The 22,901-nt window shown below is 65.4% G+C and carries 23 protein-coding genes; 15 read left to right on the top strand and 8 right to left on the bottom strand.

What is annotated here, in order from left to right:
* Positions 1-211 precede the first annotated feature (211 nt).
* On the bottom strand, positions 212-466 hold the full coding sequence (locus B141_RS0120595) for a hypothetical protein (RefSeq protein ID WP_020577078.1): 255 nt from the start codon (positions 464-466) through the stop codon (positions 212-214).
* Positions 467-634: 168 nt separating this feature from the next.
* Positions 635-757: a hypothetical protein gene (locus tag B141_RS52295; RefSeq protein ID WP_020577077.1), complete on the bottom strand. Its 123-nt coding sequence runs from the start codon at positions 755-757 to the stop codon at positions 635-637.
* Positions 758-1,218: 461 nt separating this feature from the next.
* On the opposite strand from B141_RS52295, the gene B141_RS0120585 reads away from it, so the two are divergent.
* From B141_RS0120585 to B141_RS0120575, 3 genes are read left to right on the top strand one after another with little or no spacing between them, the layout of a single operon-like run.
* Positions 1,219-1,650 carry a circadian clock KaiB family protein gene (locus B141_RS0120585; RefSeq protein ID WP_084678407.1) on the top strand — a complete coding sequence of 144 codons (432 nt, stop codon included), beginning with the start codon at positions 1,219-1,221 and terminating at the stop codon, positions 1,648-1,650.
* Positions 1,634-3,130 (top strand): circadian clock protein KaiC, encoded by a 1,497-nt coding sequence (gene kaiC / locus B141_RS0120580; protein WP_020577075.1) that lies wholly within the window; start codon positions 1,634-1,636, stop codon positions 3,128-3,130. The genes B141_RS0120585 and kaiC overlap by 17 nt, the downstream gene beginning before the upstream one ends.
* Positions 3,131-3,139: 9 nt before the next feature.
* A complete protein-coding gene (locus B141_RS0120575; RefSeq protein WP_084678406.1) occupies positions 3,140-4,714 on the top strand; it encodes a GAF domain-containing protein in 1,575 nt (524 codons plus the stop codon).
* A gap of 318 nt (positions 4,715-5,032) precedes the next feature.
* On the opposite strand, the gene B141_RS0120570 is transcribed toward B141_RS0120575, so the two are convergent.
* Positions 5,033-5,743, bottom strand: coding sequence for a tyrosine-protein phosphatase (locus B141_RS0120570; RefSeq protein ID WP_020577073.1), 711 nt, complete (start codon positions 5,741-5,743; stop codon positions 5,033-5,035).
* A 617-nt stretch (positions 5,744-6,360) separates the two neighbouring features.
* On the opposite strand from B141_RS0120570, the gene B141_RS47625 reads away from it, so the two are divergent.
* The 4 genes from B141_RS47625 (at position 6,361) to B141_RS50330 (ending at position 9,609) form a co-directional block, all read left to right on the top strand.
* Positions 6,361-7,434 (top strand): phosphotransferase, encoded by a 1,074-nt coding sequence (locus B141_RS47625; protein ID WP_084678405.1) that lies wholly within the window; start codon positions 6,361-6,363, stop codon positions 7,432-7,434.
* Positions 7,412-7,978, top strand: coding sequence for a mycothiol transferase (locus B141_RS41765; RefSeq protein ID WP_202805853.1), 567 nt, complete (start codon positions 7,412-7,414; stop codon positions 7,976-7,978). Before B141_RS47625 ends, B141_RS41765 begins: the two co-directional genes overlap by 23 nt.
* Before the next feature lie 102 nt (positions 7,979-8,080).
* A complete protein-coding gene (locus B141_RS0120545; protein WP_020577069.1) occupies positions 8,081-9,025 on the top strand; it encodes a phosphotransferase enzyme family protein in 945 nt (314 codons plus the stop codon).
* A 236-nt stretch (positions 9,026-9,261) separates the two neighbouring features.
* Complete coding sequence (locus B141_RS50330; RefSeq protein ID WP_237742755.1) at positions 9,262-9,609, top strand: VOC family protein; 348 nt, start codon at positions 9,262-9,264, stop codon at positions 9,607-9,609.
* 63 nt (positions 9,610-9,672) lie between these two features.
* On the opposite strand, the gene B141_RS0120540 is transcribed toward B141_RS50330, so the two are convergent.
* Positions 9,673-9,921 (bottom strand): cold shock domain-containing protein, encoded by a 249-nt coding sequence (locus tag B141_RS0120540; RefSeq protein ID WP_020577068.1) that lies wholly within the window; start codon positions 9,919-9,921, stop codon positions 9,673-9,675.
* Between the two features lie 610 nt (positions 9,922-10,531).
* On the opposite strand from B141_RS0120540, the gene B141_RS41760 reads away from it, so the two are divergent.
* Complete coding sequence (locus B141_RS41760; protein ID WP_020577066.1) at positions 10,532-11,173, top strand: SDR family NAD(P)-dependent oxidoreductase; 642 nt, start codon at positions 10,532-10,534, stop codon at positions 11,171-11,173.
* 33 nt (positions 11,174-11,206) lie between these two features.
* On the top strand, positions 11,207-11,578 hold the full coding sequence (locus B141_RS0120525) for an SgcJ/EcaC family oxidoreductase (RefSeq protein ID WP_026257415.1): 372 nt from the start codon (positions 11,207-11,209) through the stop codon (positions 11,576-11,578).
* A 230-nt stretch (positions 11,579-11,808) separates the two neighbouring features.
* Here B141_RS0120525 and B141_RS45890 read toward each other — a convergent pair whose 3' ends face one another.
* Together B141_RS45890 and B141_RS49455 are read right to left on the bottom strand one after the other, a co-directional pair.
* A complete protein-coding gene (locus tag B141_RS45890; protein WP_084678403.1) occupies positions 11,809-12,639 on the bottom strand; it encodes a nucleoside phosphorylase in 831 nt (276 codons plus the stop codon).
* A gap of 22 nt (positions 12,640-12,661) precedes the next feature.
* Complete coding sequence (locus B141_RS49455) at positions 12,662-13,240, bottom strand: GNAT family N-acetyltransferase (RefSeq protein ID WP_020577063.1); 579 nt, start codon at positions 13,238-13,240, stop codon at positions 12,662-12,664.
* A 369-nt stretch (positions 13,241-13,609) separates the two neighbouring features.
* Here B141_RS49455 and B141_RS0120510 point away from each other — a divergent pair, with 369 nt between their 5' ends.
* From B141_RS0120510 to B141_RS0120500, 3 genes are all read left to right on the top strand, one after another.
* On the top strand, positions 13,610-14,317 hold the full coding sequence (locus B141_RS0120510) for a hypothetical protein (protein WP_020577062.1): 708 nt from the start codon (positions 13,610-13,612) through the stop codon (positions 14,315-14,317).
* Between the two features lie 64 nt (positions 14,318-14,381).
* Entirely contained in the window at positions 14,382-15,395 is a 1,014-nt protein-coding gene (locus tag B141_RS0120505) for a hypothetical protein (RefSeq protein WP_020577061.1), read from the top strand.
* 35 nt (positions 15,396-15,430) lie between these two features.
* The gene (locus B141_RS0120500; RefSeq protein WP_020577060.1) at positions 15,431-16,768 is read left to right on the top strand and encodes a Dyp-type peroxidase; all 1,338 of its coding nucleotides are present in this window, start codon (positions 15,431-15,433) and stop codon (positions 16,766-16,768) included.
* A 480-nt stretch (positions 16,769-17,248) separates the two neighbouring features.
* Here B141_RS0120500 and B141_RS41750 read toward each other — a convergent pair whose 3' ends face one another.
* Entirely contained in the window at positions 17,249-18,010 is a 762-nt protein-coding gene (locus B141_RS41750; protein WP_157181145.1) for a metallophosphoesterase family protein, read from the bottom strand.
* A 763-nt stretch (positions 18,011-18,773) separates the two neighbouring features.
* Here B141_RS41750 and B141_RS41740 point away from each other — a divergent pair.
* From B141_RS41740 to argS, 3 genes are all read left to right on the top strand, one after another.
* Complete coding sequence (locus tag B141_RS41740) at positions 18,774-19,325, top strand: hypothetical protein (protein ID WP_020577057.1); 552 nt, start codon at positions 18,774-18,776, stop codon at positions 19,323-19,325.
* A 227-nt stretch (positions 19,326-19,552) separates the two neighbouring features.
* Positions 19,553-19,780: a mycothiol transferase gene (locus B141_RS52870; RefSeq protein ID WP_084678401.1), complete on the top strand. Its 228-nt coding sequence runs from the start codon at positions 19,553-19,555 to the stop codon at positions 19,778-19,780.
* A gap of 353 nt (positions 19,781-20,133) precedes the next feature.
* Positions 20,134-21,813 (top strand): arginine--tRNA ligase, encoded by a 1,680-nt coding sequence (argS, locus tag B141_RS0120485; protein WP_020577056.1) that lies wholly within the window; start codon positions 20,134-20,136, stop codon positions 21,811-21,813.
* A 353-nt stretch (positions 21,814-22,166) separates the two neighbouring features.
* Here argS and B141_RS0120475 read toward each other — a convergent pair whose 3' ends face one another.
* On the bottom strand, positions 22,167-22,832 hold the full coding sequence (locus tag B141_RS0120475) for a GntR family transcriptional regulator (RefSeq protein WP_020577054.1): 666 nt from the start codon (positions 22,830-22,832) through the stop codon (positions 22,167-22,169).
* Positions 22,833-22,901: the final 69 nt, after the last annotated feature.

The following is a 22,901-nucleotide window of genomic DNA, read 5'->3' as shown; positions in this document are numbered from 1 at the left end:
CGGGCGAACAAGCGACCAACTCTGCACATCAGCTCGCCCAGTTCGGACTCCCAGCGACCGACCTCTATGCTGAGCGCAGCGGCCATCGCGGCATCTTCATCTGTTGTCTTCACAAACACAGACAATGCAGCGGTGGCCGCCCGTCGTCACGCACCGACCCGCCGACACCCAACGCCCCTACCCAGCAAGGCCGATCAGGCAAGATCACGATCTACGGCTGTAGTACTAGGAAGATCCGGTCCGGGAAGCGGACGACCCTGAACCTGCCGGCCGGGGCGCCGTCGAACTCGATGATCGAGAGGATGCTCTCCGGCTCGTCAGCGCCGAAGTACCCGTTGATTCCCTCGGCGATGGCCTTCCGACGTTCCTCGACATCGATCGACGCATCGACTTGTGCTTCGACCTTCGCCAGCACATCAGCGAGGACGGGGATGTCATCCCTCGTAGCGGTGCGAAGTGAGATCATGGCTCCTACAGTGGTAAGGCATCGGTCAGGTCACAACCGGTTTTCTGGGACTGCATCGGGCTGGCGGGCCGACCTTCGACGTCCCCGATACCATCGCCCCACGTCTGGACGCGGTCGCGTTCGTGCGGAAGCGCATCGACTCTTCGCCCGGCGGCATAGCTCACCGTCTTAAGCCTCGATCCGTGGACCGGCTTGGCGGCGCCCGGGGCGCCCCGGGACGGCGATCGCCTCATAGACGGCGAGGAGCGCATCGAGATAGTCCACCCGGACCGAGGAATCTGGCTTCTGCATTTCGTCTTTGCCTGCCTTTCTCACGTGACGTGGGTGAGTTGCCTGGTGCGCGTACGCCGAGTGTTGCGGCTGGTCAACCTTTTTCCTTGCCGTCCCGGCACCGAAGAGTCAGCGGGCGTATATGCGACCAGAACGCAAGATGCAGCGCCCGCAGCGAGCTTGCGGAGCGGTGGACGAACGATCTTGCGTGGCGCGGGAGCGCGCCCGCAGTCTTGGAGGGCCGGGAAGGCAAGGAACTTTGAAGAACTGCGCGCCGAAGGCGCTCCGATTGTTCTTTCAGCTCTTCATCAAACAGTTGAGCTTGGGTCCTTCGGGGTGCAGGTTCCCCGGAAGACCCGGCCCTCTTCTTTCACGCGTTTGCTCGACCAGATACGGGCCAAACACGCAGTTGCCGAGATTCCCTGAATGGCACTGCTTGGCATGCCAATGGCGGCGTAGGTTGGAGGTTGAGACTGGAGTAGATGATCTTTGGTGTGCCGGCGAAGCCGGCCTGGAACGGATGTAGAACGGACTTGAGTGCTTTCCCTTTAGGCTTGCGTCTGTTTGGCGGATTTTGGGGTCGGGTGGTGACTACGTACGTTTTCAGGTTGTACGTCACCGGTCAGACCGAGCGGTCGGTGCTGGCGGAAGCGAACCTACGGCGGCTTTGTGAGTCTCGCCTGGGGAGCGACTTTCGGGTGGAGGTAGTCGACGCGGCTGAGCAGGCGGATCTGTTTGATCAGGAACGGATTCTGGCGACCCCGACGGTGATCCGGTTCGCGCCATCCCCGAGGCGGCGCGTCGTGGGTGACCTGTCGGATCAGCATCGCGCTGCCGTCGCCTTGGGGCTTCCCGACACCCTGGCGGTGCCGGCAAGCAGCGAGAGAGGGGGAGGCGATGGCGGCGGCGATTGAGCAGGTACGGACCGGCATCAGTGGGTTCGACGATGTGGCGTTAGGCGGCCTTCCAGCCGGGCGGTGTTGTCTGGTGACTGGGACGACCGGCAGTGGGAAGACACTGTTCGCGGTGGAGTTCCTTGCCCGCGGGATCACCGGTTTCGACCAACCCGGCGTGTTCGTAACGTTTGAGGAGACCCCCGACGACATCCGCCGGAACGCGGCTTCGTTGGGTGTTCCGATCAAGACCTGGGAGGCCCAAGGGAAGTGGGCGTTTGTCGACGCCTCTGCCGACATTGCCGAGGAAGAACCAACCATCGGTGAGTATGACCTCGGCGGCTTGGTCGCTCGGATCGGTCACGCCGTACGCCGGGTTGGCGCCAGCCGGGTGTCGGTGGACTCCCTCGGCGCGATCTTCACCCGGTACGACGCGGTCGGCATCGTCCGCCATGAGATGTTTCGGATCGTGGCCGGGCTGGAGGCGCTTGGCGTGACCTCGGTGGTGACGGCGGAGCGGGTCACCGATTACGACGGGGTGTCGCGGTTCGGTGTTGAGGAGTTTGTGGTCGACGGCCTGATCATCTTGCGGAACGCCCTGCATGAGGATCGGCGGCGGCGCACGATCGAGGTCGCTAAGTGCCGCGGTCTGGCGCATCGAACCGGGGAGTGGCTTTTCACGATCGACCCCGACCGCGGCATCGTGATCCTCCCGTTGGCGTTTCTCACCCCCCGCGCTTCGGCTTCCCGGGTCCGGGTGTCCACCGGCGTCGCCGGCCTGGATGAGATGCTCGAAGGCGGTGTCTACAAAGACGCGATCACCTTGATCACCGGGCCGACCGGCACCGGCAAGACGCTGACCTCCCTGCACTTCGCTATGGCCGGGGTCGCCGCCGGGGAGCGCTGCCTGCTCTTCACCTTCGACGAAACCCATGACCAACTGGTCCGCAACGCTGCTGGCTGGGGGATGGACCTACCGGCGATGGAAGGCTCCGGCCTACTGCGGGTAATCACCGATTATCCGGAGGTGGCCGCACTGGAGGATCACTTCCTGCGGCTGTGGGCCATCCTGGCCGAGTTCGCGCCGCACCGGCTGGTCATCGACTCGCTGACGGCGCTGGAGCGGATCGCCACTCCGCGGGTGCTACTCGATTTCGTCATCGCACTGGGATCGCTGCTCCGGCAGAACGAGATCACCACGCTGCTGACGGCGGCACCGTCCAGCCGGGTTAGCCGGATCACCCCACCGATCGTGCTGGAGATCGCCAGCTTCATCGACGTCAGCATCTTGTACCGCTACTTCGAAACCGCCGAACTAGAGATCCAGCGGTCTGCCGCTGTCATCCAATCCCGCGGCTCTGGACACGACCCCCGCATCCGGCGAATCCATATCGACAACACTGGCCTGCACATCCTCACCCCCCTCCGCGGCGGCCAAATCAGAGAACCACAGCTACCCGAAAACCCCGAATGGCCGCTCCAGCCCCGCCCCGAAACCTGACGCGGCACCATGCAACACCAGCCCGAAGACCACGAGAACGAACCCCGCGAGAGGGATACGAGGCACGGCGAGAGCCCTGCCCAGAGCCGACCGCCGCCCGATCCCCGCCGCCGCGGCAACACACCGTCGAGTCCGGAACCGGCTCCCGATGCAAGCCGGGTGCTGATGTCGGCGATGGCCGACGGCATCATCGCCGTCGACGAACGCGGCATCATCTGCGTGTGTAACCCTGCCGCCGAGCGGCTTTTCGCCCGCAGCGCGGGCGAACTTGTCGGCACCGAGTTCGGGTTCCCCCTCGCCGACCCGGTAGCCGAAATCAGCCTCAGACTGCCCGACGGCAGCGAACGGATCGTGGAAATGCGCGCCACCGCCACCACCCTGGAACAGCAGCCCATCCACGTGGCGGCGCTGCGCGACATCACCAAGCGGCGCCGAGCAGAACAACAACTCCAAGCCAGCGCACAGATAGCGCGTCTGCTGATGAGCGAGGTCGACCTTCACAAGGCGATGCGTCTGGTGACCCACCGGGTGCGTGAGATATCTGGCGCGGCGTTTGCCGCGGTCACACTTGCCGATCCTGCCGAGCCTGACAGTCACATGTTCGTGGTGGCGAGCAGTACCGATATGCAGGACATCCCCGTTATCCGCATCGCGCGGCAGGGTCTCATGGGCGACGTCCTCAAGTCCGGTCGCCCTATGATCACGAACGATCTCATCCACGAACCTGGCTATAAGCCGCTGGCACAGTTGGCAGGCGCGCAGTCTGCCCTCGGTCCGGCCATCTACATGCCACTGTCGGCGGGCGAGGTCGCGGGGGTGCTCTGCGCCGGATGGCTGCGGGACTCACCGCACGCCTCCACCGGACGCGAGATGGGACTGTTGGAAACCCTCGCCGGTCAGGTCGGGCTCGTCCTACAGCGGGTGAAGGCTCTACAAGACCGCGACCGCCTGCTCGTCCTGAAAGACCGTGACAAGCTCGCCCAAGACCTGTACGGGTCCGTGCTCCAACGCCTGCTCGCCGCGGGAACACACCTGCACGGCGTCGAAGCCCTCAGCACCGAGCTTCAGGTGCGACACCGGGTGCACCAAGCCATCGAGGATTTGAACGAATCCACCCAGCAGCTCCGATCCAGGATCTACGAGATTCCGTCTGGCGAAGCCGACCAGCCACTCGCAGCCCAACCCGACCAGGCAACGGTCTCTGACAAGCTGGTCCACGAAGTCGACTCCGCCAGGGACCAACTCGGATTCACCCCGCGACTGGTCGTACTCGGCCAGATCGACAGCGACGTCTGTGCCGAGGTGCAGCGCGAACTCGTTCCCGCCGTCGGAGAGGCGCTCACCAACGCCGCCGAGTACTCCCCGACCGAGGTCGAAGTGCTCGTGCAGGTCAACACCGAAAAGCTCACACTTGCGGTGTCCCACAACGGCACCCCAACCAAGGAAAGGTCGAGCCCTCTTGTAAACCTGCAAGCCAGCGCCGAACGCCTCGGCGGGACCTGCCACCGCCGCCCAAACCAACCCGGCCGCTACATCATCGAATGGCAGGTGCCCCTGCCCTCCGGCCCCAGAAGCCCTCACTGACCCTTCACTAACCGTGAATCAGGCTCCTGCGCAGGGCCCCCGGCAGCGGTTCTGAATCGGCATTCACATTGGTGAAGGTTCCGCACCATCGTTCTCTGAGTATCACAGCAGCGCAGTTGATAGGACTGCCCGAGTCGTACCCGCCCTCGGCTGGCAACGCCAATACGAACAGGCACAGGACGGGAGCGAGGATCGGTCCGGCGTCCGAGCCGTTCTGTTGTGACCGCTGTTGACCGTCACTGACCATGACCTGCCGCGTCATCTGGCACGGAAGTGGCACGCGGGCATGAGATCCAAGGCCAGGCACCTGTCCCGTTGTCAGGTCCGTCGCTCGATGAGTCGCGCTCTTAGCGCGTTGACCTGGTTGTCATTTAGACCTCCGTGGCGAAGGTACGGCTCAACCCCGCCGTACCTGTCGTCGAGATGCCTGAGTGCTACGAGCATCGTCTCCGGTCGGGCGGTGAAGGACTCAGCCAGTTGGCTCCGCTCGGTGGGATCGTTGATGAGGACGAGCTGTGCGTCGAAGTGGTCGCGCATGCGGTCGTCCAGGACGGCGTAGTCGGCCGCGACAGAATCCGCTGGAACTCCTGCCAGGCGTAAGGCCAGTGCGACCACGTTCCCGGCACGGTCCTTTCCGGCATGGCAATGGACGACGACTCCGCCGATCGGCGCATCCGCGATCGCCCCGACTGCGGCGGCGAACAGCTCGGGGTGGAGGTCGAGCATCGCCACATACTGCTGGTCGATGCTCTGGGTCGGGTCGTAGCGATCGTCGGCGTTGTAGAGCGGCATGTTGCGATAGACGGGATCGGCCGCGAACGGTGACCGATCACCTTCGCACTCCGGTGGCGTCCGTACGTCGATGATGCGGCTCACGGAAGCATCTCGCATCGCTTGAACGCCGGCCTCAGTCAACCGGGTGAGGTTGTCGGAACGGATCAGTGCCCCAGCCCTGATCCGGCAACCGTCACTCGTGGATAGACCTCCGAGGTCGCGGACGTTGAGACAGTTGGGCCATCTCAGAGACATCGGTCCGGTCACAGTTATCTAGCCCCTTCCTTCCGCAAGCCGACCTGCGGAGTCGTCAGGACGGCGGGCACGAGTCTGCGCCACTGGGCGCCGAAACATAAGTCTTGAAGTTGCGGCGCCAAGCTGCGAAAAATGGATGGGGAGAAATCCACGGTTCGGTGAGGACGGTCACCTGAGGACGCTCCAACCCTCGTCAGACAAATGCTGCAGTCTCCCCCACGGGAGGCGCTGAGGATCCAGCTGCAGGTCATTGACTCGGCGTCGCCAGACTTGCTCCAAGCCGCGGCGGGCGAGCAGGCACGCTGAAGAGGTGCACCAAAAGGGAACTGAGGGCTCCTCTCTCCGGGACCTCCCACAGGGTCTACGGTCAAGGCCCGGACTCACCATCTGTTCCGTAGGCCGCTGAAGATCATCTACCGGCGTCCGTCAACGTCCAGATCACGCGGGGAGTCGGCGTGCTGTGATCACGATCGTCCCAAGCCGTCCAGGGCTGTCCAGCCCACGTGTTAGCAACTGCGTTAGCAAGATCCGCTGATTAAGAGGAACAGGCACCGTGATGACGAGCTGCTCGTCCGCGCTCCGGCGCTCGTTGACCTGGTGCTCATCGTCGCCCGGTATTGCAGCTCGTTGGGGTCGATCACCTGGAGGGCGGCCTCGCTGGACGGCTGCCCACCTTGATCCTAACCATCGGTTGGCGGCCGAGTCTTAAATCCTTGGAGCACGTCCGATCGCCGCTGTTAGCGTGCCGCGATGATGACAGAGGTTCACAGCGGCTACCTCCAGGCATCCGCGCGGCCGTCCTCGATCGACTGCCTGCCGCCGACCTCGAGCGCGCGTCCCTGCTTGGGAAGGGGATCGCTACGCGGGCGTATCAGGTTGATGACCCGTCTGGTGCATGGGTCGTTCGTGTCGCCAGCGAGTACCCGAAGCCCTGGACGTGGCGAGGTGGGCGAGCCTACGAGGTCCCGCTCCTGCGAGCGTTGGCCAATCGGGGACTGCCGGTGCCGCGGGACCAGTTCGCTGTCTGCGACCACGGCGGCCTTCCCGTCGCAATCGTCGAACGCAAGGTGGGCGGCGGACCGTTGACGTCACGTCCTCGGGGTGGGCGGCGAGATTGCCTAGCCCGACAGCTCGCCGAGTTTCTGACCGAACTTCACACCTTCCCTGTTCCAGAAGCGCGTTCGCTTGGTCTGACGAGTGCGCCGGTTGCGGTGGACGCGCGGCAGCACCTCGACTTAGCGCACTCCATCCTCACCGACAAGGTTCGTTGGTGGCTCGACCAGGAAATCAGCTGGCTTGAGAGGCAAGACCTTCCTCTGGCCGTCGTACACCGCGACTTCCGGGCTGAGCACCTGTACGTCGACGCCAACGGTGATCTGGTCGACGTGATCGACTTCGGAGACACCACTATCGATGATCCGGCACTCGACTTCGCCAAGATCGCCGGGGACTTCGGGGACCCTTTCCTAGATCTCCTGCTTGCGTACTATCGCGGACCAGCCGACCAGGCTCTACTCGCCAGGGCGCAGCTCTATCGCCGGCTAGACACACTCTGGGAAGTCGCAGAAGACGCCTGGGGGGACCGCTCTTCGGCCCTACGCCGCTTGAGATCCCTCGCAGCCGCCGCGACGCGTCCCGGGACTCGCAGCGAGTCGGTTTCTGCCCGCCGTGCAATGGCGACTCGTTCGTAACACACGACTTAGGAACTCATCCTCACCCGCGTCGCTGAGTCCTTCGAGCAGCGAGACCAACTACCTCGGCGAGACCTTCGGCAGACTAGCCACAGACGTGCAGATGCCGTGGTGGGAGCCCGACAACGCCCAGGAGACCGTGGAGTTCAGTGGTGACATGTACGCCGCTCCCGGGGAGTCCACGGAGTTCATCGTCGACAACTACCGTCGGGCCTGCGCCCATGCTGACCAGACCATCGCCGAACTGGACCTGGACGACATCGGAACGGTTCCCCATGACGGGGAGAAGATCACCCTCCGGCAAGCACTCGTGCACGTCATCCACGAGACCAGTCGTCACGCAGGGCACGCTGATATCGTGCGCGAGCTCATCGACGGGTCGATCGGCGGCGAGAGGGAAACCCCTGGGTCCACGATCTGGCCGATGAAGCCTGGTGGCAGAAGTACCTCGCACGCGTTGAAGCATCAGCGGCTGCCGCTAAGCAGGCTTCGAACGAACGTCCATAGAAACACCTACCGCGCTGCGCGCAAAGGCCGGCGGTGAGGGCACCGAAGTCGTATACCCCTGCCTTGCAAAGGCATCCAACAGTCCATCCGACCTCCGCCCTGTCCTGGGGCACGTGGAGGCGTCCCGTATCGTCGCGGCGTGATCTCGACCTTCCGCTCGCTGCCTGCCCCTGAGGCCCTCACCGAAGTCGTTCACACGGCGTACGCGCTGGATGTCATGGGCTGCGTACTGGTGCGATCCCTCGTTAACGATGTGTACGAGGTAACTACGGGCCAAGGGCGCTATGTACTGAAGGTCTATCGACGCGGCCACCGGTCCGCTGAGGAGGTGGCTTGGGAACTCGAATGCGCGACCCATTTGGCCACGTGCGGCCTTCCGGTCGCCCGAGCGCAGCCACTTGCGGACGGCCAGCTGGTTGGTGAACTCGATACTCCCGAAGGAACTCGGCCCTTCTCGTTGACTGAGTACGTGGACGGCGAGAAACCACGCCCGCCGTTCAGCGACGACCTCTACCGAGAGTTCGGCCAGCTTATTGCCAGGCTCCACTCAGCGGCCGACACCTTCCGCACTCAGCGCCGTAGAAGGCCGTTCGACCTGCAACGCACCCTCGACGAACCATTGGCGCTCGTTCTCCCAAGGCTAGCGGCGGCGCCAGACGATCAGGCCCTGGTGCGCGATCTAGCCTCTGCTGCTCGGGCGCAGGTGACGCAGTACGCGGCGCAAGGTCTCAACTGGGGCGTCTGCCATGGCGATGTGTCGTTGGATAACGTTCACTTGACCGAGACTGGTCTGACAATCCACGACTTCGATCTGGCTGGCGAGCGGTGGCGGATAGCCGACCTCACCGGCGTCTCAGCGACACCGCATTGGGACGCCTTCGCCGCCGGCTACACCGAGATACGTGGCCTGGGAGAAGCCGATCTCGCCGCGCTCCCTTGGTTCCGCGTCATCAATGGGATCTTCAACCTTCGGTTCCACCTCGTCGACAAACCCGCGATGCGCGGCACGGAGTCGCTTAGCGAAGGATGGGTGGATCAAGGTCTGGACGGGCTGCGCAGCGCTGCCAGCGAACTGCTGGCCTGAGGGCCTTTCTCCCGTCGGTCGGACAGCTTGTAGCGGCGACGACCCCGCCGCGATCCTCCAACGGCTCATCGATGTCAAGAAGTTGCAATCTCCCGCGCTCGCGCTCCCCGATCCGAAGAAGACCCTCAGCGCGCACGATGCGTGAAGGTTCCGTACGTATAAGACCCAGGTTGTCCTAATCGGATGCCAGACTATCGGGCCGATGGACAAAGCCGTACCTCACGAGAAGAGGGAAGATGAGCGATTCCGCACCGGTTGTGACCGGTGGACCGTATCCAGTACTGGATTGTCTCCACCCACGGGAGCTGGCCACGTTCTACCGCGAACTCCTGGGATGGCAAGTGGCCGACGATGACGCGGGCGACGACGACCCGGGCTGGGTGGGTCTCAGATCCCCAGATGGTCAGCGGATGATCTCCTTCCAGCGCGAAGCTCGATATGAACCACCGACCTGGCCGGCAGACGGTACACATCAGCTGTGCTACCCCGACGCCCTGGCAGCCACAGGCCGACGTGCGGGTATGTACCGATCCCGCCGGCCACGTGTTCTGTCTGTTCGGGTAGCTCTGCCGCCAGCGCGTTAATGGCCCGGCTGGCACTCCGATGCGCGACATCCCCGAGTACTCCACCCCGCGCCCGCCCGGCCGCTAGTCAAGTGGCCAGACTGCGCTCGCGCGGTACCAATAGCCGTCCTGGAGGAACCCGGGATCCTCGAACCTGAATCGCACGCGTTGGCCCGCTCGGAGTTCTTTGAATCCAGGCATCTGAATGTCTGAGAAGTGGACGAAGCAGCCACCGGGGACTTCGGGTGCCGTGATCGCTCCCCAGCCTTCGTCCGCGTCGAACCACTCGACAACGCCCGTCACGGACTTATCGGCCTTCCGGCGCTTCGCCATGCGCTGATTATGCGTCATGCGCACCGCCACTCGCGTGCTGTCTGGAAGGCGCCTCTTCCATCGGTCGGACAGCTTGTCCCAGCCCAGGATCCAGCTCTGAATAGCTGCACCCACGTCCTGCTAGGAAGAAAGGTAGAACACCCCCGACATCGCCTCGATTTCCTTTGACCGAAACAGGGGACGGATGTCGTGTTCGAAACTCGGTTCCTGCTGGCTCACTGCGTCGCACCAGAGATCTACTGGACTTGGTCCCTGGTGGGCGCGTTGGCGAGGTTCGTGCGGTCCTCGCCGTTGTTGACGCGCTTTGCGAGGGCCTCGGAGACCTCGGCGTCCACGGCCTGGGCGCGTGGCTGCCCGACGGGGACCCGCACCGGCGGTAGACACACTGGCCTGAGCAGGAGGCTGCGCCTATCAGCTGGAAGCCAACGGGTCCCGATCCAGGCCGGTTGGGCTTTGACTTCCCCTTCCGTGACTGTCTACGTTCGAAATAGTCGACCGGTCGGCTAGTGGCAGTTCCATACCTGTCGAAGAAGGTCCGTGATGAGCACTCAGGACCAGAAGGTCGCAGTCATCACCGGCGCGTCGCGGGGCATCGGCGCCGGCCTCGTCGGTGTACCGCAAGCTTGGGTACGCGGTCGTCGCCACCTCGCGCTCGATCACCCCCGCCAACGACGAGAGGACCCTGACCGTCGCCGGCGACATCGCTGACCCCGCCACCGCCGAACGCGTCATCGTGGCGGCCATCGACCGCTTCGGCGGCGTCGACACCCTGGTCAACAACGCGGGCATCTTCGTCGCCAAGCCCTTCACCGACTACACCGCGGACGACTACGCCGCGGCGACCGGCGTGAACCTGACCGGGTTCTTCCGCATCACCCAGCTTGCCGTCGAGCACATGCTTACCCACGGCGGCGGCCACATCGTCAACGTCACCACCAGCCTGGTCGACAACGCCGACTCCAACGTCCCATCCGTGTTGGCGTCGTTGACCAAGGGCGGCGTGCAGTCCGCCACCAAGTCCCTCGCCATCGAGTACGCCAAGCGCGGCATCCGCGTCAACGCGGTCTCCCCGGGCACCATCAACACCACCATGCATGACGAGGACAGCCACCCGGTCCTCGCCGCCCTACAGCCGGTCGGCCGGATGGGCGAGGTGAGCGACATTGTCGACGCGGTGATCTACCTGGAGACCGCCCCGTTCGTCACTGGCGAGATCTTGCATGTCGACGGCGGCGTGAGCGCCGGCCACTGACAGCGCTCTCAGCGGAAGCGTCAGAAAACCATGATGAGCAGTACGGCAGACAGGAATGCGATTCTGCGGGGCGTCCTCGACCGGTGGAAGGCGGCCGTCGACAAGCACGAACCTGAGCGGGTCGCCTGGACCTTCACCGAAGACGCGATCTTCCAAGGACTGCACCCCTACAGCGTGGGACGGCAGGGCATCGCCGAGTACTACGATTCCCAGCCCGTCGGGATGACGGCCGAGTATCGGATCCTGGAGACCAGGCGGCTTGCTGACGACCTCGTGCTCGGCTATTTGGACGTGGACTTCTCGTTCACCGACCGGCCCACGCTGGGGCTCAAGCTCGGTGTGCTGGTGAAGCGCTTGGAAGACGGCTGGTACATCAGCCACTACCAGGTCTCCCGGCCCGACTAGCCAGTTCGCCTGAAAATGTCGTCGGCTGGGTGAGCGGTCGATGGCTGTGGGCGTCGGCTGCGCCCCGGGCAGGTGGTCCTTGGTCGTGGTGGCTTGGACAGGGCCCATCTGCGTCGTCAGGGGATCGAGGTGGCCAGGTGCACCGGCCTGGTGCTGACCTTGCCCGGCCTCCTGGTCATCGACAGGGCTCGATTTCGCAGGTCTTTGCCTGTAGGTGGGTCGGGACGGATTCAAGCTTCGGGAGCAAGTGTCCGCATGGCGGCGGCTAGCAGGCGTCTCAGGTTCGGGCGGAGGTCTGCCGCCTGGAAGTGGCCCGCCCAACCTTCCTCGGTGAGTAGGTCGCTGACTACGAAGCCGGCTGCTGCCTCGTAGCCCCGGAGTTGGGCTACCGCGAAGACTGAGGCTGCTTCCATCTCAACTGTGGCGATGCCCTCATCACGGTAGCGTCGGACCTCCTCGGCTGTCTCTCGGTAGGGGGCGTCCGTCGTCCATGTCGGTCCAACTCGAACGGCGGCTCCGTCTTCTCGCAGCTCGGCCGTCAGTCTCGTGGATAGCTCTTCACTTGCTTCGACGTATCTACCGGGTGGCAGGTAGTGGTGTGAGACACCTTCGTCGCGAAGAGCGCGATCACAGACGGCGAAGCCGCACGGCTCGAGATCCTTGTGGAGGACTCCTGCCATACCCACGACAATGAAGCGGTGTACGCCGTGAGCGCCGAGCTCTTCGACCAGCATCGCCGCCGCCGGACCTCCGACTCCAATCCCGCCAACCAGCGCGACTCGGCCACCAGTAGCGTCGAGACGATGGACGTCACCGCGATAGCTCCACTGGTACTCGCTTGTTGATTCTGACTCGATCACCTCACGGGAGAGCCAGCAGGGATAGCAAATGATGGCGGCGTCCGGTGAGCCCGACGGTAGGCGTCCGGAGGGTAGCGGAACCACGGCGCCGAAGGTGTGCTTGCCGTCCATCATCGGGTAACTCATGGAAGGAGCATGACGGTCGGACAGCGCGTCAAGCCACCTAGTTACTACCGGTGAGCGCAGGTCGAAGACTGCCATGCCGCGAGATCGGCGTTGGTACCTATGCAGAGCGTAGGTACTCAACCTCCCGTAGATGCGTTCCGCCGCCGAAGTCTTGGAGCTTGGCGGAGCCTGTCTCGCGGAATCCAGTTTTGGCGTAGAAGCGCCGAGCGCGACCAGCACCTTCGAGGGTCCAGAGGCACACACGAGCGAACGCAAGTCGGGCAAGGCTGGCCTGTGCACTCGACATGAGCATCGCGGATGCGCCCTTCCCCCAGACTGATGGATGCGCGTAGAACGCATAGATCTCGCCAAGGTCCCTGGGCGACGCTTGATGGTCTTCGTTCCAGATTCCTACGGGCCCGAAGTGTGTGAACGCGACTGGCTGACCGCCAATGTCCTCCGCCACGAGCAGGGTTGTGCGCTGCATGTTGGGATTGTCGAACATCGCCGCCCACATGCCTCGCCGCCGGGAGGTCTCACTGGCGAGATAGTCAGAGTCGAACAAGTGGGCAAAGCCGGCTGCCCACGCGGCGGCGTGAATCTCCCCGACCGCCGCCGCGTCGCCGCGATCGGCCTTCCGCACAGCGAATGAGCCAACCGGCGAGAAAGGCACTTCGTCGTCCGAGTTCGTAGGCATAGCACAATCGTTCCAATGGGCGGTCCGCCTGTCACCTGAGATTGGACGCATGACGGACTGGCCGGGAGTCAGGGCAACGCCCCCTGGAAAGACCTCAGCCGGCAACTGGCCTACCCCGGGAACACAGCCTGGACCATCCACAGCGACAGGTCGCCGTGACCTGAACCAGTCCGCCGGACCGTCAGTGGCCGCGCGCAGGTCAGCAGGTCCTTCGAACCGGCGTTCGACGTTAGTCGCGTACCCCAGCGTTTCTGCCCATGCATATTGTGTGGTCCCCAAGTGGTCCCCACAGCACGAAGTGCCAGCCATAGGCGACGAGCTCTTCGGCGTGAACCCGCCGGCCATCGGCCCCTTAATGATCACCTCCCCGTGGAACTGCTGGAACGCGGTGTAGGCATCGGGCGCCAGGGGCATCTCGGTGATGTCAGGCCGGCTCCAGGCGGCGCGGGTGAAGGCTTTGACGCCGTCGGCGTGGGCGACGACATCGCCGCTGCGACGATGAAGGGGATTCTGCCCGGCCGGTGGATGGCGGGAGGAACGCACATGGAGATCAAGCCGCAGGCGGCTGTCATCCCCAAGGACACCGACCAGCTCGAACAGGGGAAGTACGGCCCGATTTTCCCGAAGACGCCCGCGTGTTACGGCTTCACGATCGTCGCGAGGGTGAAGCCGGGCCGGGCTGAGGCCATACGGGAGTACGGCTACGCCCTGGCCAAGGCGCTGGAGAGCGATCCGTATCTTCTCGCGCCGCTGAAGCTGCACTATCTGCGCTGGGTGCTCTTCGACGACGACACGCGTTTCATGTACCAGGGGATCTTCGACACCGATTTCGACAAGTACACCGAGGACGCCGTCGCGCTGTTCAGCAAGGCGGGAGTGAGCACGGCTTTCGAGAACCTCGAAGGGTTTCCCGAGGACTGGAAGACCAACCCTGAGGCGTTCGTCAGGTTCGTGCGTGAGCACCACTGCCCGAGCTTCATCGAGTACGGGGAATACCCCTACGTCACGGCCGACGAGATCAAGAAGGCGCTACGGATCAAGAACGCCCTGTCGGAGATGCTTGACCAGGTGCAGTGAGAGCCTGCGGCCCGCGCGGAGCGCGGGCTGACGCGCCGATGGCCCACGGCCGAAGGGAGGCGGAATGAGCGAGGTCACCACCGCCCGCGTCTACAACCAGAACCACATCCCGCGCGCCCCCACGCCTGGCCGGCGGCGGGTGAGTATCTATGTCTCGTGGAGCTATCCGGCTGAGGCGGGCAGGAACCCGGCCGAGCTGGACAACCGGTTCTCCACAATGACCGAGGTCCGGCGGGTGGCCTGGCCTGCCTACGAGGACCCGAAGTGGTCCTACCCGCAGCGGTTCCAGCAGGGCATCGCGGGATCGCTCGAGTTGTTCTTCTGGGCCTGGGTGCCGTTCCAGCAGTTCGTCGAGGAGACCACAGGACACCCCGTTCCCGTGTACCAGCGCATCGACCAGGCCGGTTTCCACACCCCGCTCGACGAGCGGGTACTGGCTGACACCGACACCCTGTTCGTTTTCGGACTGGACCACGTGGTCACCGGCCAGGAGGCGGAGCCGGGAGAGGTTGAGGCGCTGCGGGCGTTCCTCGGCCGGGAGGACGCCTGCCTGGTTCTCGGGCCCCACCACGACGTGGGGGCATCGGACGACCTGGCGGTGCGGGAGGTCGAGTACCACCATCACGGCGATCCTCTGGTCCCCCGGCAGCAGCGCTTCGCCGGATACCTCCGGGGTGTGATGCCCGGGCTCGGCGTGCCGGTGGAGAACCGGTGGGGGCTGCGGCCCGCTGTGGGGGAGCAGAACAAGATCGCCCCGTTCGCCGCGTTCAAAGACCTGGACCCCAAGGGGTGGCTGGAGGGAGTGACCAACTTCAACTTCCACCAGCACCTACCGCACTACGCCGTAACGACGGACGAGCCGGACGTCGTTCACGTCCTGGCCAGGCAGCCGATCGACACCTCCAGGCGGCATCCGTTCACCGAAGCCGGCAACACCGCGTTCAACATGTTCCTGTGGATGCCCCCCGAAGGTGAGCGGGCCGGCGACATCCTGCTTGCCGACTCCACGATCTTCAGCTCCTTGTTCGGCGGCGATGAGAGCCTGCGCAATTTCTGGCGGAACCTCGTCACCAAGTAGCGCGGCAGGCCACCGCAGTCAGCAGCGAGGAGGTGATGTCCGTGAGCGCATTGCGAGGCGCACTGGAGCTCGACGACATTCAGCGCGGAGTGCTCAGCCCCCGGCCGACCCCGTACGCGGCGACCTATCTGGTGTTCCGCATCGATGACCGAGCGCACGGGCGGGAGCTGATGCGGCGCGCGAGCGCGGTTGTGACCTCGGCCGCCGACTCAGTCAGCCCCTTGGGGGAGACGTGGGTGAGTGTCGCGGTCACCTGCCACGGACTGGAGGCCCTCGGCGTGCCCAGCGCCTTGCTGGAGACGTTCGCCTGGGAGTTCCGGCAGGGGATGGCCACCCGCGCCAGGGCGCTGGGCGATGACGGCGAGAGCAGCCCCGCGCACTGGGAAGCACCGCTGGGCACCCCGGATGTCCATGTGGTGCTCACCGCGGTCGCACCCGACCCTGAGCGGCTTCAGACGGCCATCGACCGGGCCCGCCCCACCTACGACCAGCTCACCGGGGTGACCGCGATCTGGCGGCAGGACTGCTACGCGCTGCCCACCGAGACCGAGCACTTCGGATACCACGACGGCGTCAGCCACCCGGCCATCGAAGGCAGCGGCATCGCCGGATCGAACCAGCTGGAGGCGCCGCTGAAGGCCGGAGAGTTCGTACTCGGCTACCAGGACGAAATCGGCGGCATCCAGACCCCGCGGCCGGAGGTGCTGGGACGCAACGGCAGCTACGCGGTCTTCCGCAAACTCCACCAGGACGTCGCCGCGTTCCGCCGCTACCTGCGCCAGGCCGCCACCGGTCCTGAGGACGAGGAGCTGCTGGCAGCCAAGATCATGGGCCGCTGGCGCAGCGGAGCTCCGCTGGCGCTCAGCCCGCACCACGACGACCCCGCGCTCGGCGCGGACCCCGGCCGGCGCAACACCTTCCTGTACGCGCGGGAGGATCCGGCGGGGTTCATCACCCCTGGCGGTTGTCATATCCGCCGGGCCAACCCCCGCGACGCCTCGGTGGCGGGCGAGGTGCGGCTGCACCGCATGATCAGACGCGGCGCCGTCTACGGCCCTCCGCTGCCCGACGGAGTCCTGGATGACGACGGGGTGGACCGGGGCCTGATGTTCGCGTTCATCGGGGCCCACCTGGGGAGGCAGTTCGAGTTTGTCCAGTCCCAGTGGATGAACGACAGTGTGTTCTTCGGCGCGGGCGATGCCAAAGACCCCGTCGCCGGGTCCCACGACGGCAGCAGCGATTTCACCGTTCCCCGGCGGCCGGTGCGCCGGCGCCTGCCCCCGCTGCCGCGGTTCGTCGTCACCCGCGGCGGCGAGTACTGCTTCCTGCCGGGCCTGCGCGCCCTGCGCTGGCTCGGCGATCTGCGGGACTGACCGTGCGGCGAGGCGGCGCCCCGTCGCCGACATCGAGTTTTCCGGAAGCCGTCGCGACGATCCCCGGTAATTAATCTCTCCCCCACCGTTTGGTTGCGACGGTCGACCAGAGCCCAGTTCATCCTGGGCCACGAGACCAGAGTCCGTTGCCACCTGCCCCAGACTGCCTGTGCAGGGAGACCCGGCCTCGCTATCCAGCGTTCGTAGGTCCCATCTGGTCCCCCGTGCTCCACGCTACGAACATCATCTCGCCGACAAGGTTGCAGAACCCAAACCATCGCTGACCTGGGCGTTTACCGCCGCCGCGCCAGGTACGACCTACGCGTCGGGCTGGCGGGACTTGAACCCACGACCCCTTGACCGCCAGATTCCATGGGTAATGTTTGCCCAGGTCGGCACGGGCCTGACCTTCAAGGGACCCCAGGGGTCGTGGCGGATAGCACACGGACGGCACGGTCCAGGGACTTCGTGTATGCGGAGCTACCTGATGTGTCGGAGCAACTTGGCCTTGAGCCAGTCGGCGGATGGGTAGTGCACCTGGTCCAGTGCCGAGGTGACCGCGTCGATGTCGTACGGGACAAACCGTTGCTCGACGGTGTATCCGGTTTCGTCGGCGACGAGCAAGGTCCACATGGCCCGCCGCTCGGCGGTCGCCGGCACGCTGACGCTGCCCAGGTTCACTACCCGGACGTCGCCGACGGTGCGATCGAGAGGGAGGTGGGTGTGGCCGACGAAGATGAGGTCCGCGCCCGCGTCGGTCAGCCCAGCATCGCGGAGCTGTTGGTCACTCATGGCCGCTTGTACTCCGGGACCGTCGTCGTGGCCCGGGGCGGCATGGACCAGGAGTACTCGCGTTCCGTCTGGCAACGTCACTCTGTGCTCTATCGGCAGCGCAGCCAACCAGTCGTAAACACCTGCGGCTGTTATCGCGCCGCGTGTCCAAGCAAAGGCCATGGCAGCCTCGATCCGCACCTGGAGCTCCGCGGTCGACAGTGCCCGATCGATCGAGGGGATCATGCTGGGTAGGTCCCCGGTGAGAACGTAGCGATCGGTATTGCCTCGAACCACGCGTGACCTGGGCAGATCGATGAGGCGCCGAGCGGTCGTAGCGGGATGCGGCCCGTGCGCCACCAGGTCGCCTACTACCCAGAACTCCTCGGCCCCGACACCCATGGCATCGGCAAGCACGGCATCCAGGGCCGCGAGGTTGCCGTGCACATCGGAGAAGACAGCTGCTCGCATGCGCATGACTGTAGCGACCCAGGATGGCAGAGCCCGTTTGTCGACACCAGCTTGGAGGCTGGCGGGGACCCCTGGTCGAGGCTCCGGTCTCGCCTAGCGGGCTACCCCTGAACGACCGCTCGTGCCCCATAGATGCCGCCCATAATCGCACGCAGCGGTCTGGCTGGCACTGGGGTCAAGCCGGCATACGGGTAAGCCGCCAGAGGAGGAGAGCAGGGGCTCGGGCGTGGACAGGCAAGGCCTAGCGTCGATCGCCGTCTCGACCCTGCCGTCGTGACTGTAGTTGACCGTTGCGGACCGTGATCGGCCCTGGCTTGGGGCACGCGGAGGGCACGCCGACCGCGTGAAAGGATGTTCAGATGTCATCTCGCGCGAGTGACGTGGATCCTGCCCGTCTTGCCCAGTGGTGCATGGAGCATCTCGGCAGCCCGCCAGCGGGTGAGATCTTCAGGTCCGGGTACCTTTCCGCGGTCATCGGGCTCCGGCTGGCCGACGACCGGGCGGTCGTGGTCAAGGTGCGTCCGGACTCGCCGCGGATAGCGGCCTGCGTCGAAGTCCAGCGCCGCATGTTCCAGGCCGGTTATCCGTGCCCCGAGCCGCTCACCGGCGCAGCCCCTTTCGGCGAGGATGTCGCAACCGCGGAGGCTTATGTCCCGGGCGGCGCCGTGCTCCCGAGCGCGGACCACGCGACCCGGGCCTTCGCTGAAGCGTTCGCGCGGCTGGTCAGGTTAGCCCCCCCCCCCCCCCCCCCCGGCCGGCCGAGGTGTCCGCGCTCGACCCGGCGCCGTCATGGGCGGCCTGGAATCACGCCGAGGACGGACTGTGGCCGTGTCCCGAGGACCCTGACGTCAACCTCAATGAGGTGGCCGGCCCGGAGTGGATCGACGATGCCGGGCGCCGCGCCCGTGACCGGCTGCGGGCGGGCGAGTCCGAAGCCGTGATCGGTCACTGCGACTGGCTTGCCGACAACCTGCGCTGGAGCGGAGACGAGCTGCTGGTGGTGCACGACTGGGACAGCATGATCGCTGACAGCGAAGCTGTCCTCGTCGGCTTCGCTGCCGCGCTGTATCCGGCGGTCAGCGCGGACGAGCCAGCCACCGTCGAGGACACTGAGCGATTCCTCGTCGCGTATTGCGATGCGCGTGGCCGGGAGTTCAGCACCGACGAACTCGAGCGGGCGTGGGCGGCTGGCGTCTGGACCAGGGCCTGCGACGCCAAGTGTCAGCACGTGGTCGGGCAGCCCATCACCTCACTGTGCGAGAGCGAGGCTCGCGAGCGCCTCCGTCGTGCTGGGACCGGCTCGCAGAGGCCATAACAACCCGCTGCGGAGGAACCCCCGGGCGGGCCCAGTGCCTCCGAGCCTGAGGACGGCGCCCCGGCGCCGCCGCAAGGGCGGTAGCCGGGCGGTGCGCCGCGTCAGCGGCGCCTTGAATCTGCACAGGTCAGTTCAGCAGACACGAGTGACGGTTGACGCTGCCCTACTCCCCTCGCACCGGCGATGGCAAAGTGAACCGCTGAGGGTCGCCTGATGTTGCTGAGCCTGTGGACAGGTGCTCCCCCTCCCGGAGACCTCCCACAGGGCTTACGAGTAAAGACCAGGCCGGAAAGGATTCGCTCACCCCTACCGCGCGGCACGCCGGGCATGCCGACATCATCCGCGAACTCATCGACGGCCGAATCGGCGATGACGGATCCGTCGCTGCCGACCCGACGTTCTGGAGCGACCAGACAAGCAGGGTTCAATCGGCTGCCGACTACTTCGCCGGCTAGTCGGCGCCTTTCGCGGTGTGCCGTCCCTGCACAAACTCAGCCTGAATAGCGGAAGGTCGGCGGTTCGACCCCGCCCCTGCCCACCAGTCTGGCCAGGCCATATGGCGGAACGTGACTGCCCGCCAGTAGCCGTTGATCACCCTCTTTGACCGCCCGCTGTTGCATGTGGATTGCACGGACAGCGGGCGGTCCCGCGTCGACTCCTTGTCCGTAGTCGCGCGCACTGTGCCCATCGCTCAGGGGCTGCGCGAGTTGGAATCAGGACGGCGGGTTGTTTTCGTCGCCGCTACAGAAACGCCGCCCTGCCGGAAACGTTCGTGCCGAGCAGAGTTCGACGCCGATACGATCCACCGGTGACCTCCGAACAGCTCTCATCCGCGGTAGTAGGCGTTCTGACAAGCCTGACTGCTGACGGCACGGTGACCCTGCCCGATGGAGTACCGGCTCGGGTCGTCATCGAGCGACCGAAGGTCCGGGAGCATGGCGACTACGCCACCAACATCGCGCTCCAACTCGCCAAGAAGGCGGGGATGCCGCCTCGCGACCTCGCCGCGCTACTGGCCGACCGACTCCGCGAGGTGACCGGGATCGCGTCCGTAGAGATCGCCGGTCCGGGATTCCTGAACGTTCGCATCGATGCCGGCGCACAGGGCACCATCGCAGCGGAGATCGTGTCCGCCGGCTCGTCGTACGGCCGTAACCGGATGTACGCCGGGGAGAAAATCAACCTCGAATTCGTCTCCGCCAACCCCACAGGGCCGATCCACCTCGGCGGCACCCGGTGGGCAGCCGTGGGTGACGCCCTGGGCCGGATCTTCTCCTTCAGCGGCGCGGAGGTCACCCGCGAGTACTACTTCAACGACCACGGCGGGCAGATCGACCGCTTCGCTCGCTCGCTGCTCGCCAGCGCACGCGGCGCGGCCACCCCTGAGGATGGGTACAGCGGCCAGTACATCGTCGAGATCGCCCAGCAGGTACTCGCCGCACATCCCGACACCCTTGCCCTGCCCGACGACGAGGCGCAGGAGGTCTTCCGGTCCGTCGGGGTGGAACTGATGTTCGCCGAGATCAAGAAGACACTCCACGAATTCGGTGTCGACTTCGACGTGTACTTCCACGAGAACAGCTTGCACGACTCCGGCGCCGTCGAGCGGGCCATCAGCCGGCTCTCCAGCATGGGCAACACCTACGAAAAAGATGGCGCGTTGTGGTTGCGAACCAAGAAGTTCGGTGACGACAAGGACCGGGTGATCATCAAGTCCGACGGTAACGGCGCCTACATCTCCGGGGACGTCGCCTACTACCTCAACAAGCGCGAGCGTGGCTTCGACCGATGCCTGATGATGCTGGGCGCGGATCACCACGGATACGTCGGGCGGATGAACGCCGCGTGTGCCGCGTTCGGCGATACTCCGGGTGTCAACCTGGAGTTCCTCATCGGACAGATGGTGAACCTCCTCTCCTACGGCCAGCCACTGCGGATGTCGAAGCGCGCCGGCACCGTGATCACCCTCGACGATCTCGTCGAGGCGATCGGCGTGGACGCTGCTCGCTACGCCCTGGCCCGCTACAGCTGCGACAGCACCATCGACATCGACTTGGACCTGTGGGCCAAACAGACCAACGACAACCCGGTCTACTACGTGCAGTACGCCCACGCACGGCTGTCCTCGATCCTGCGGAACGCAGCCGAACTCGGAATCTCAGCCGACGCTCCCGCCCGACTTCTCGAGGCCTTCGACCCCTCGCTGCTGTCCCACGAGAAGGAAGGCATTCTGCTGCGGACGCTTGCGGAGTTTCCCCGCGTGGCGGGCACCGCAGCGCAGCTTCGCGAGCCGCACCGGGTCGCCCGCTACCTCGAGGACACCGCGTCCGCGTTCCACAAGTTCTACGACCTCTGCCGGGTACTGCCGCAGGACGACGAGGAGTTGTCCGACCTTCATCGAGCCCGGCTGTTGCTGGTCACCGCCACGCGGACGGTCCTGGCCAACGGGCTGGGCCTACTCGGAGTGTCTGCGCCCGAGCGGATGTGAGGTGCAGTCGCACGCAGTCGGCACCTGGCAGCAACCACTGCCTTGCGCATTGGTTGTTGTCCGGGCCGCGCGGCGGCGTGATCACGACGGCGACGCTGAGAGACGCGACCGGCTGGGACCGGCGTGGACGTCCATCTCGGCATCCACGACGACGCGAGCCGGAGGGTGGCGTACGCCGTACTGACCGACGCATACGAACTGCCGCTGCGTACGACGACTGGGTCGCAACTCGCGAAGGTCAGTCGTACTTCGACTGGTCACAGATCACGACCGTCACGATCGACGGGCGTATCGTGGCGGCGTGTGAGTGCAACGACCAGTACGCCGACAGCCACACAGTACGGCGTCGGCCGTCAGGGCGAGAGGATTCGGGCCGCGGCGCCCTGGATGTGTTCCCGCATGGCTTCTGCCGCGGCATCGGCATCCCCGCGGGAGATCGCTTCGTAGACGCGTCGGTGCTCGGGTGCTGCATGCTGCACGCCCGTGCGGCCGATCTTCGAGAACATGCGGAACCTCTGGATCTGGCCGGCCAGCGCGAGATACATCGATTCCAGGAACGGATTTCCGGCCTGAGCGGCGATCAGACCGTGGAAGCGATCGTCCGAGCGCCAGTACGCCTCGAACCCCTCCGTTTCCCGATCCGCGACCCCAGCTGAGGACTCGAACTCTTCGAGAAACGCCTTGAGGCCAGCCAGGAACTCGGGCGTGCCATGCTCCGCTGCTCCGGCGGCGAGCACCGGCTCGACGGCGAGGCGAGCGTCCCGCAACTGCCGCACCTCGACAAGGCTCATCATCGGCGCGACGCGGTACCCCCGCAGGGCCTCGCGGCGTACCAGCCCGGTGTGCTCGAGCCGAGCCAGCGCCTCACGCAGCGGAGTTTGGCTGACCGAAAGCTCCCGTGAGAGCGCGCCGATGTTCAGCGGCTCGCCTGGGCCCCGCACGCCATTCATGAACTGGTCGAGCAGCACCTGATACATCTGATCCGCCAGCGGCTGCCGGCCGGTCCCGTTCTCACTCACGTTGCCCCAACTTACTCGTGCTCACAGGTTGACCAAAATAGTATAGTCAATACTATTGCTGGACACGGG

It is taken from the genome of Actinopolymorpha alba DSM 45243, from assembly GCF_000373925.1.
In the GTDB taxonomy this organism is placed as follows: Bacteria; Actinomycetota; Actinomycetes; order Propionibacteriales; family Actinopolymorphaceae; genus Actinopolymorpha; species Actinopolymorpha alba.
The sequence above is the reverse complement of the archived record's forward strand: the minus strand, read 5'-3'. Positions and strand labels throughout refer to the sequence as shown.

What these genes read in the sequence shown, in the direction of transcription:
- B141_RS0120500 (WP_020577060.1), top strand. Translation starts at nt 15,431, where the DNA reads ATGTCCGTGAGCGCATTGCGAGGCGCACTGGAGCTCGACGACATTCAG.
- B141_RS0120525 (WP_026257415.1), top strand. Translation starts at nt 11,207, where the DNA reads ATGAGCAGTACGGCAGACAGGAATGCGATTCTGCGGGGCGTCCTCGAC.
- B141_RS0120575 (WP_084678406.1), top strand. Translation starts at nt 3,140, where the DNA reads ATGCAACACCAGCCCGAAGACCACGAGAACGAACCCCGCGAGAGGGAT.
- B141_RS50330 (WP_237742755.1), top strand. Translation starts at nt 9,262, where the DNA reads ATGAGCGATTCCGCACCGGTTGTGACCGGTGGACCGTATCCAGTACTG.
- B141_RS52295 (WP_020577077.1), bottom strand. Translation starts at nt 757, where the DNA reads ATGCAGAAGCCAGATTCCTCGGTCCGGGTGGACTATCTCGATGCGCTC.
- B141_RS0120585 (WP_084678407.1), top strand. Translation starts at nt 1,219, where the DNA reads ATGATCTTTGGTGTGCCGGCGAAGCCGGCCTGGAACGGATGTAGAACG.
- B141_RS0120570 (WP_020577073.1), bottom strand. Translation starts at nt 5,743, where the DNA reads ATGTCTCTGAGATGGCCCAACTGTCTCAACGTCCGCGACCTCGGAGGT.
- B141_RS0120595 (WP_020577078.1), bottom strand. Translation starts at nt 466, where the DNA reads ATGATCTCACTTCGCACCGCTACGAGGGATGACATCCCCGTCCTCGCT.
- B141_RS0120540 (WP_020577068.1), bottom strand. Translation starts at nt 9,921, where the DNA reads ATGGCGAAGCGCCGGAAGGCCGATAAGTCCGTGACGGGCGTTGTCGAG.
- B141_RS49455 (WP_020577063.1), bottom strand. Translation starts at nt 13,240, where the DNA reads ATGCCTACGAACTCGGACGACGAAGTGCCTTTCTCGCCGGTTGGCTCA.
- kaiC (WP_020577075.1), top strand. Translation starts at nt 1,634, where the DNA reads ATGGCGGCGGCGATTGAGCAGGTACGGACCGGCATCAGTGGGTTCGAC.
- B141_RS0120505 (WP_020577061.1), top strand. Translation starts at nt 14,382, where the DNA reads ATGAGCGAGGTCACCACCGCCCGCGTCTACAACCAGAACCACATCCCG.
- B141_RS41750 (WP_157181145.1), bottom strand. Translation starts at nt 18,010, where the DNA reads ATGCGAGCAGCTGTCTTCTCCGATGTGCACGGCAACCTCGCGGCCCTG.
- B141_RS45890 (WP_084678403.1), bottom strand. Translation starts at nt 12,639, where the DNA reads ATGGCAGTCTTCGACCTGCGCTCACCGGTAGTAACTAGGTGGCTTGAC.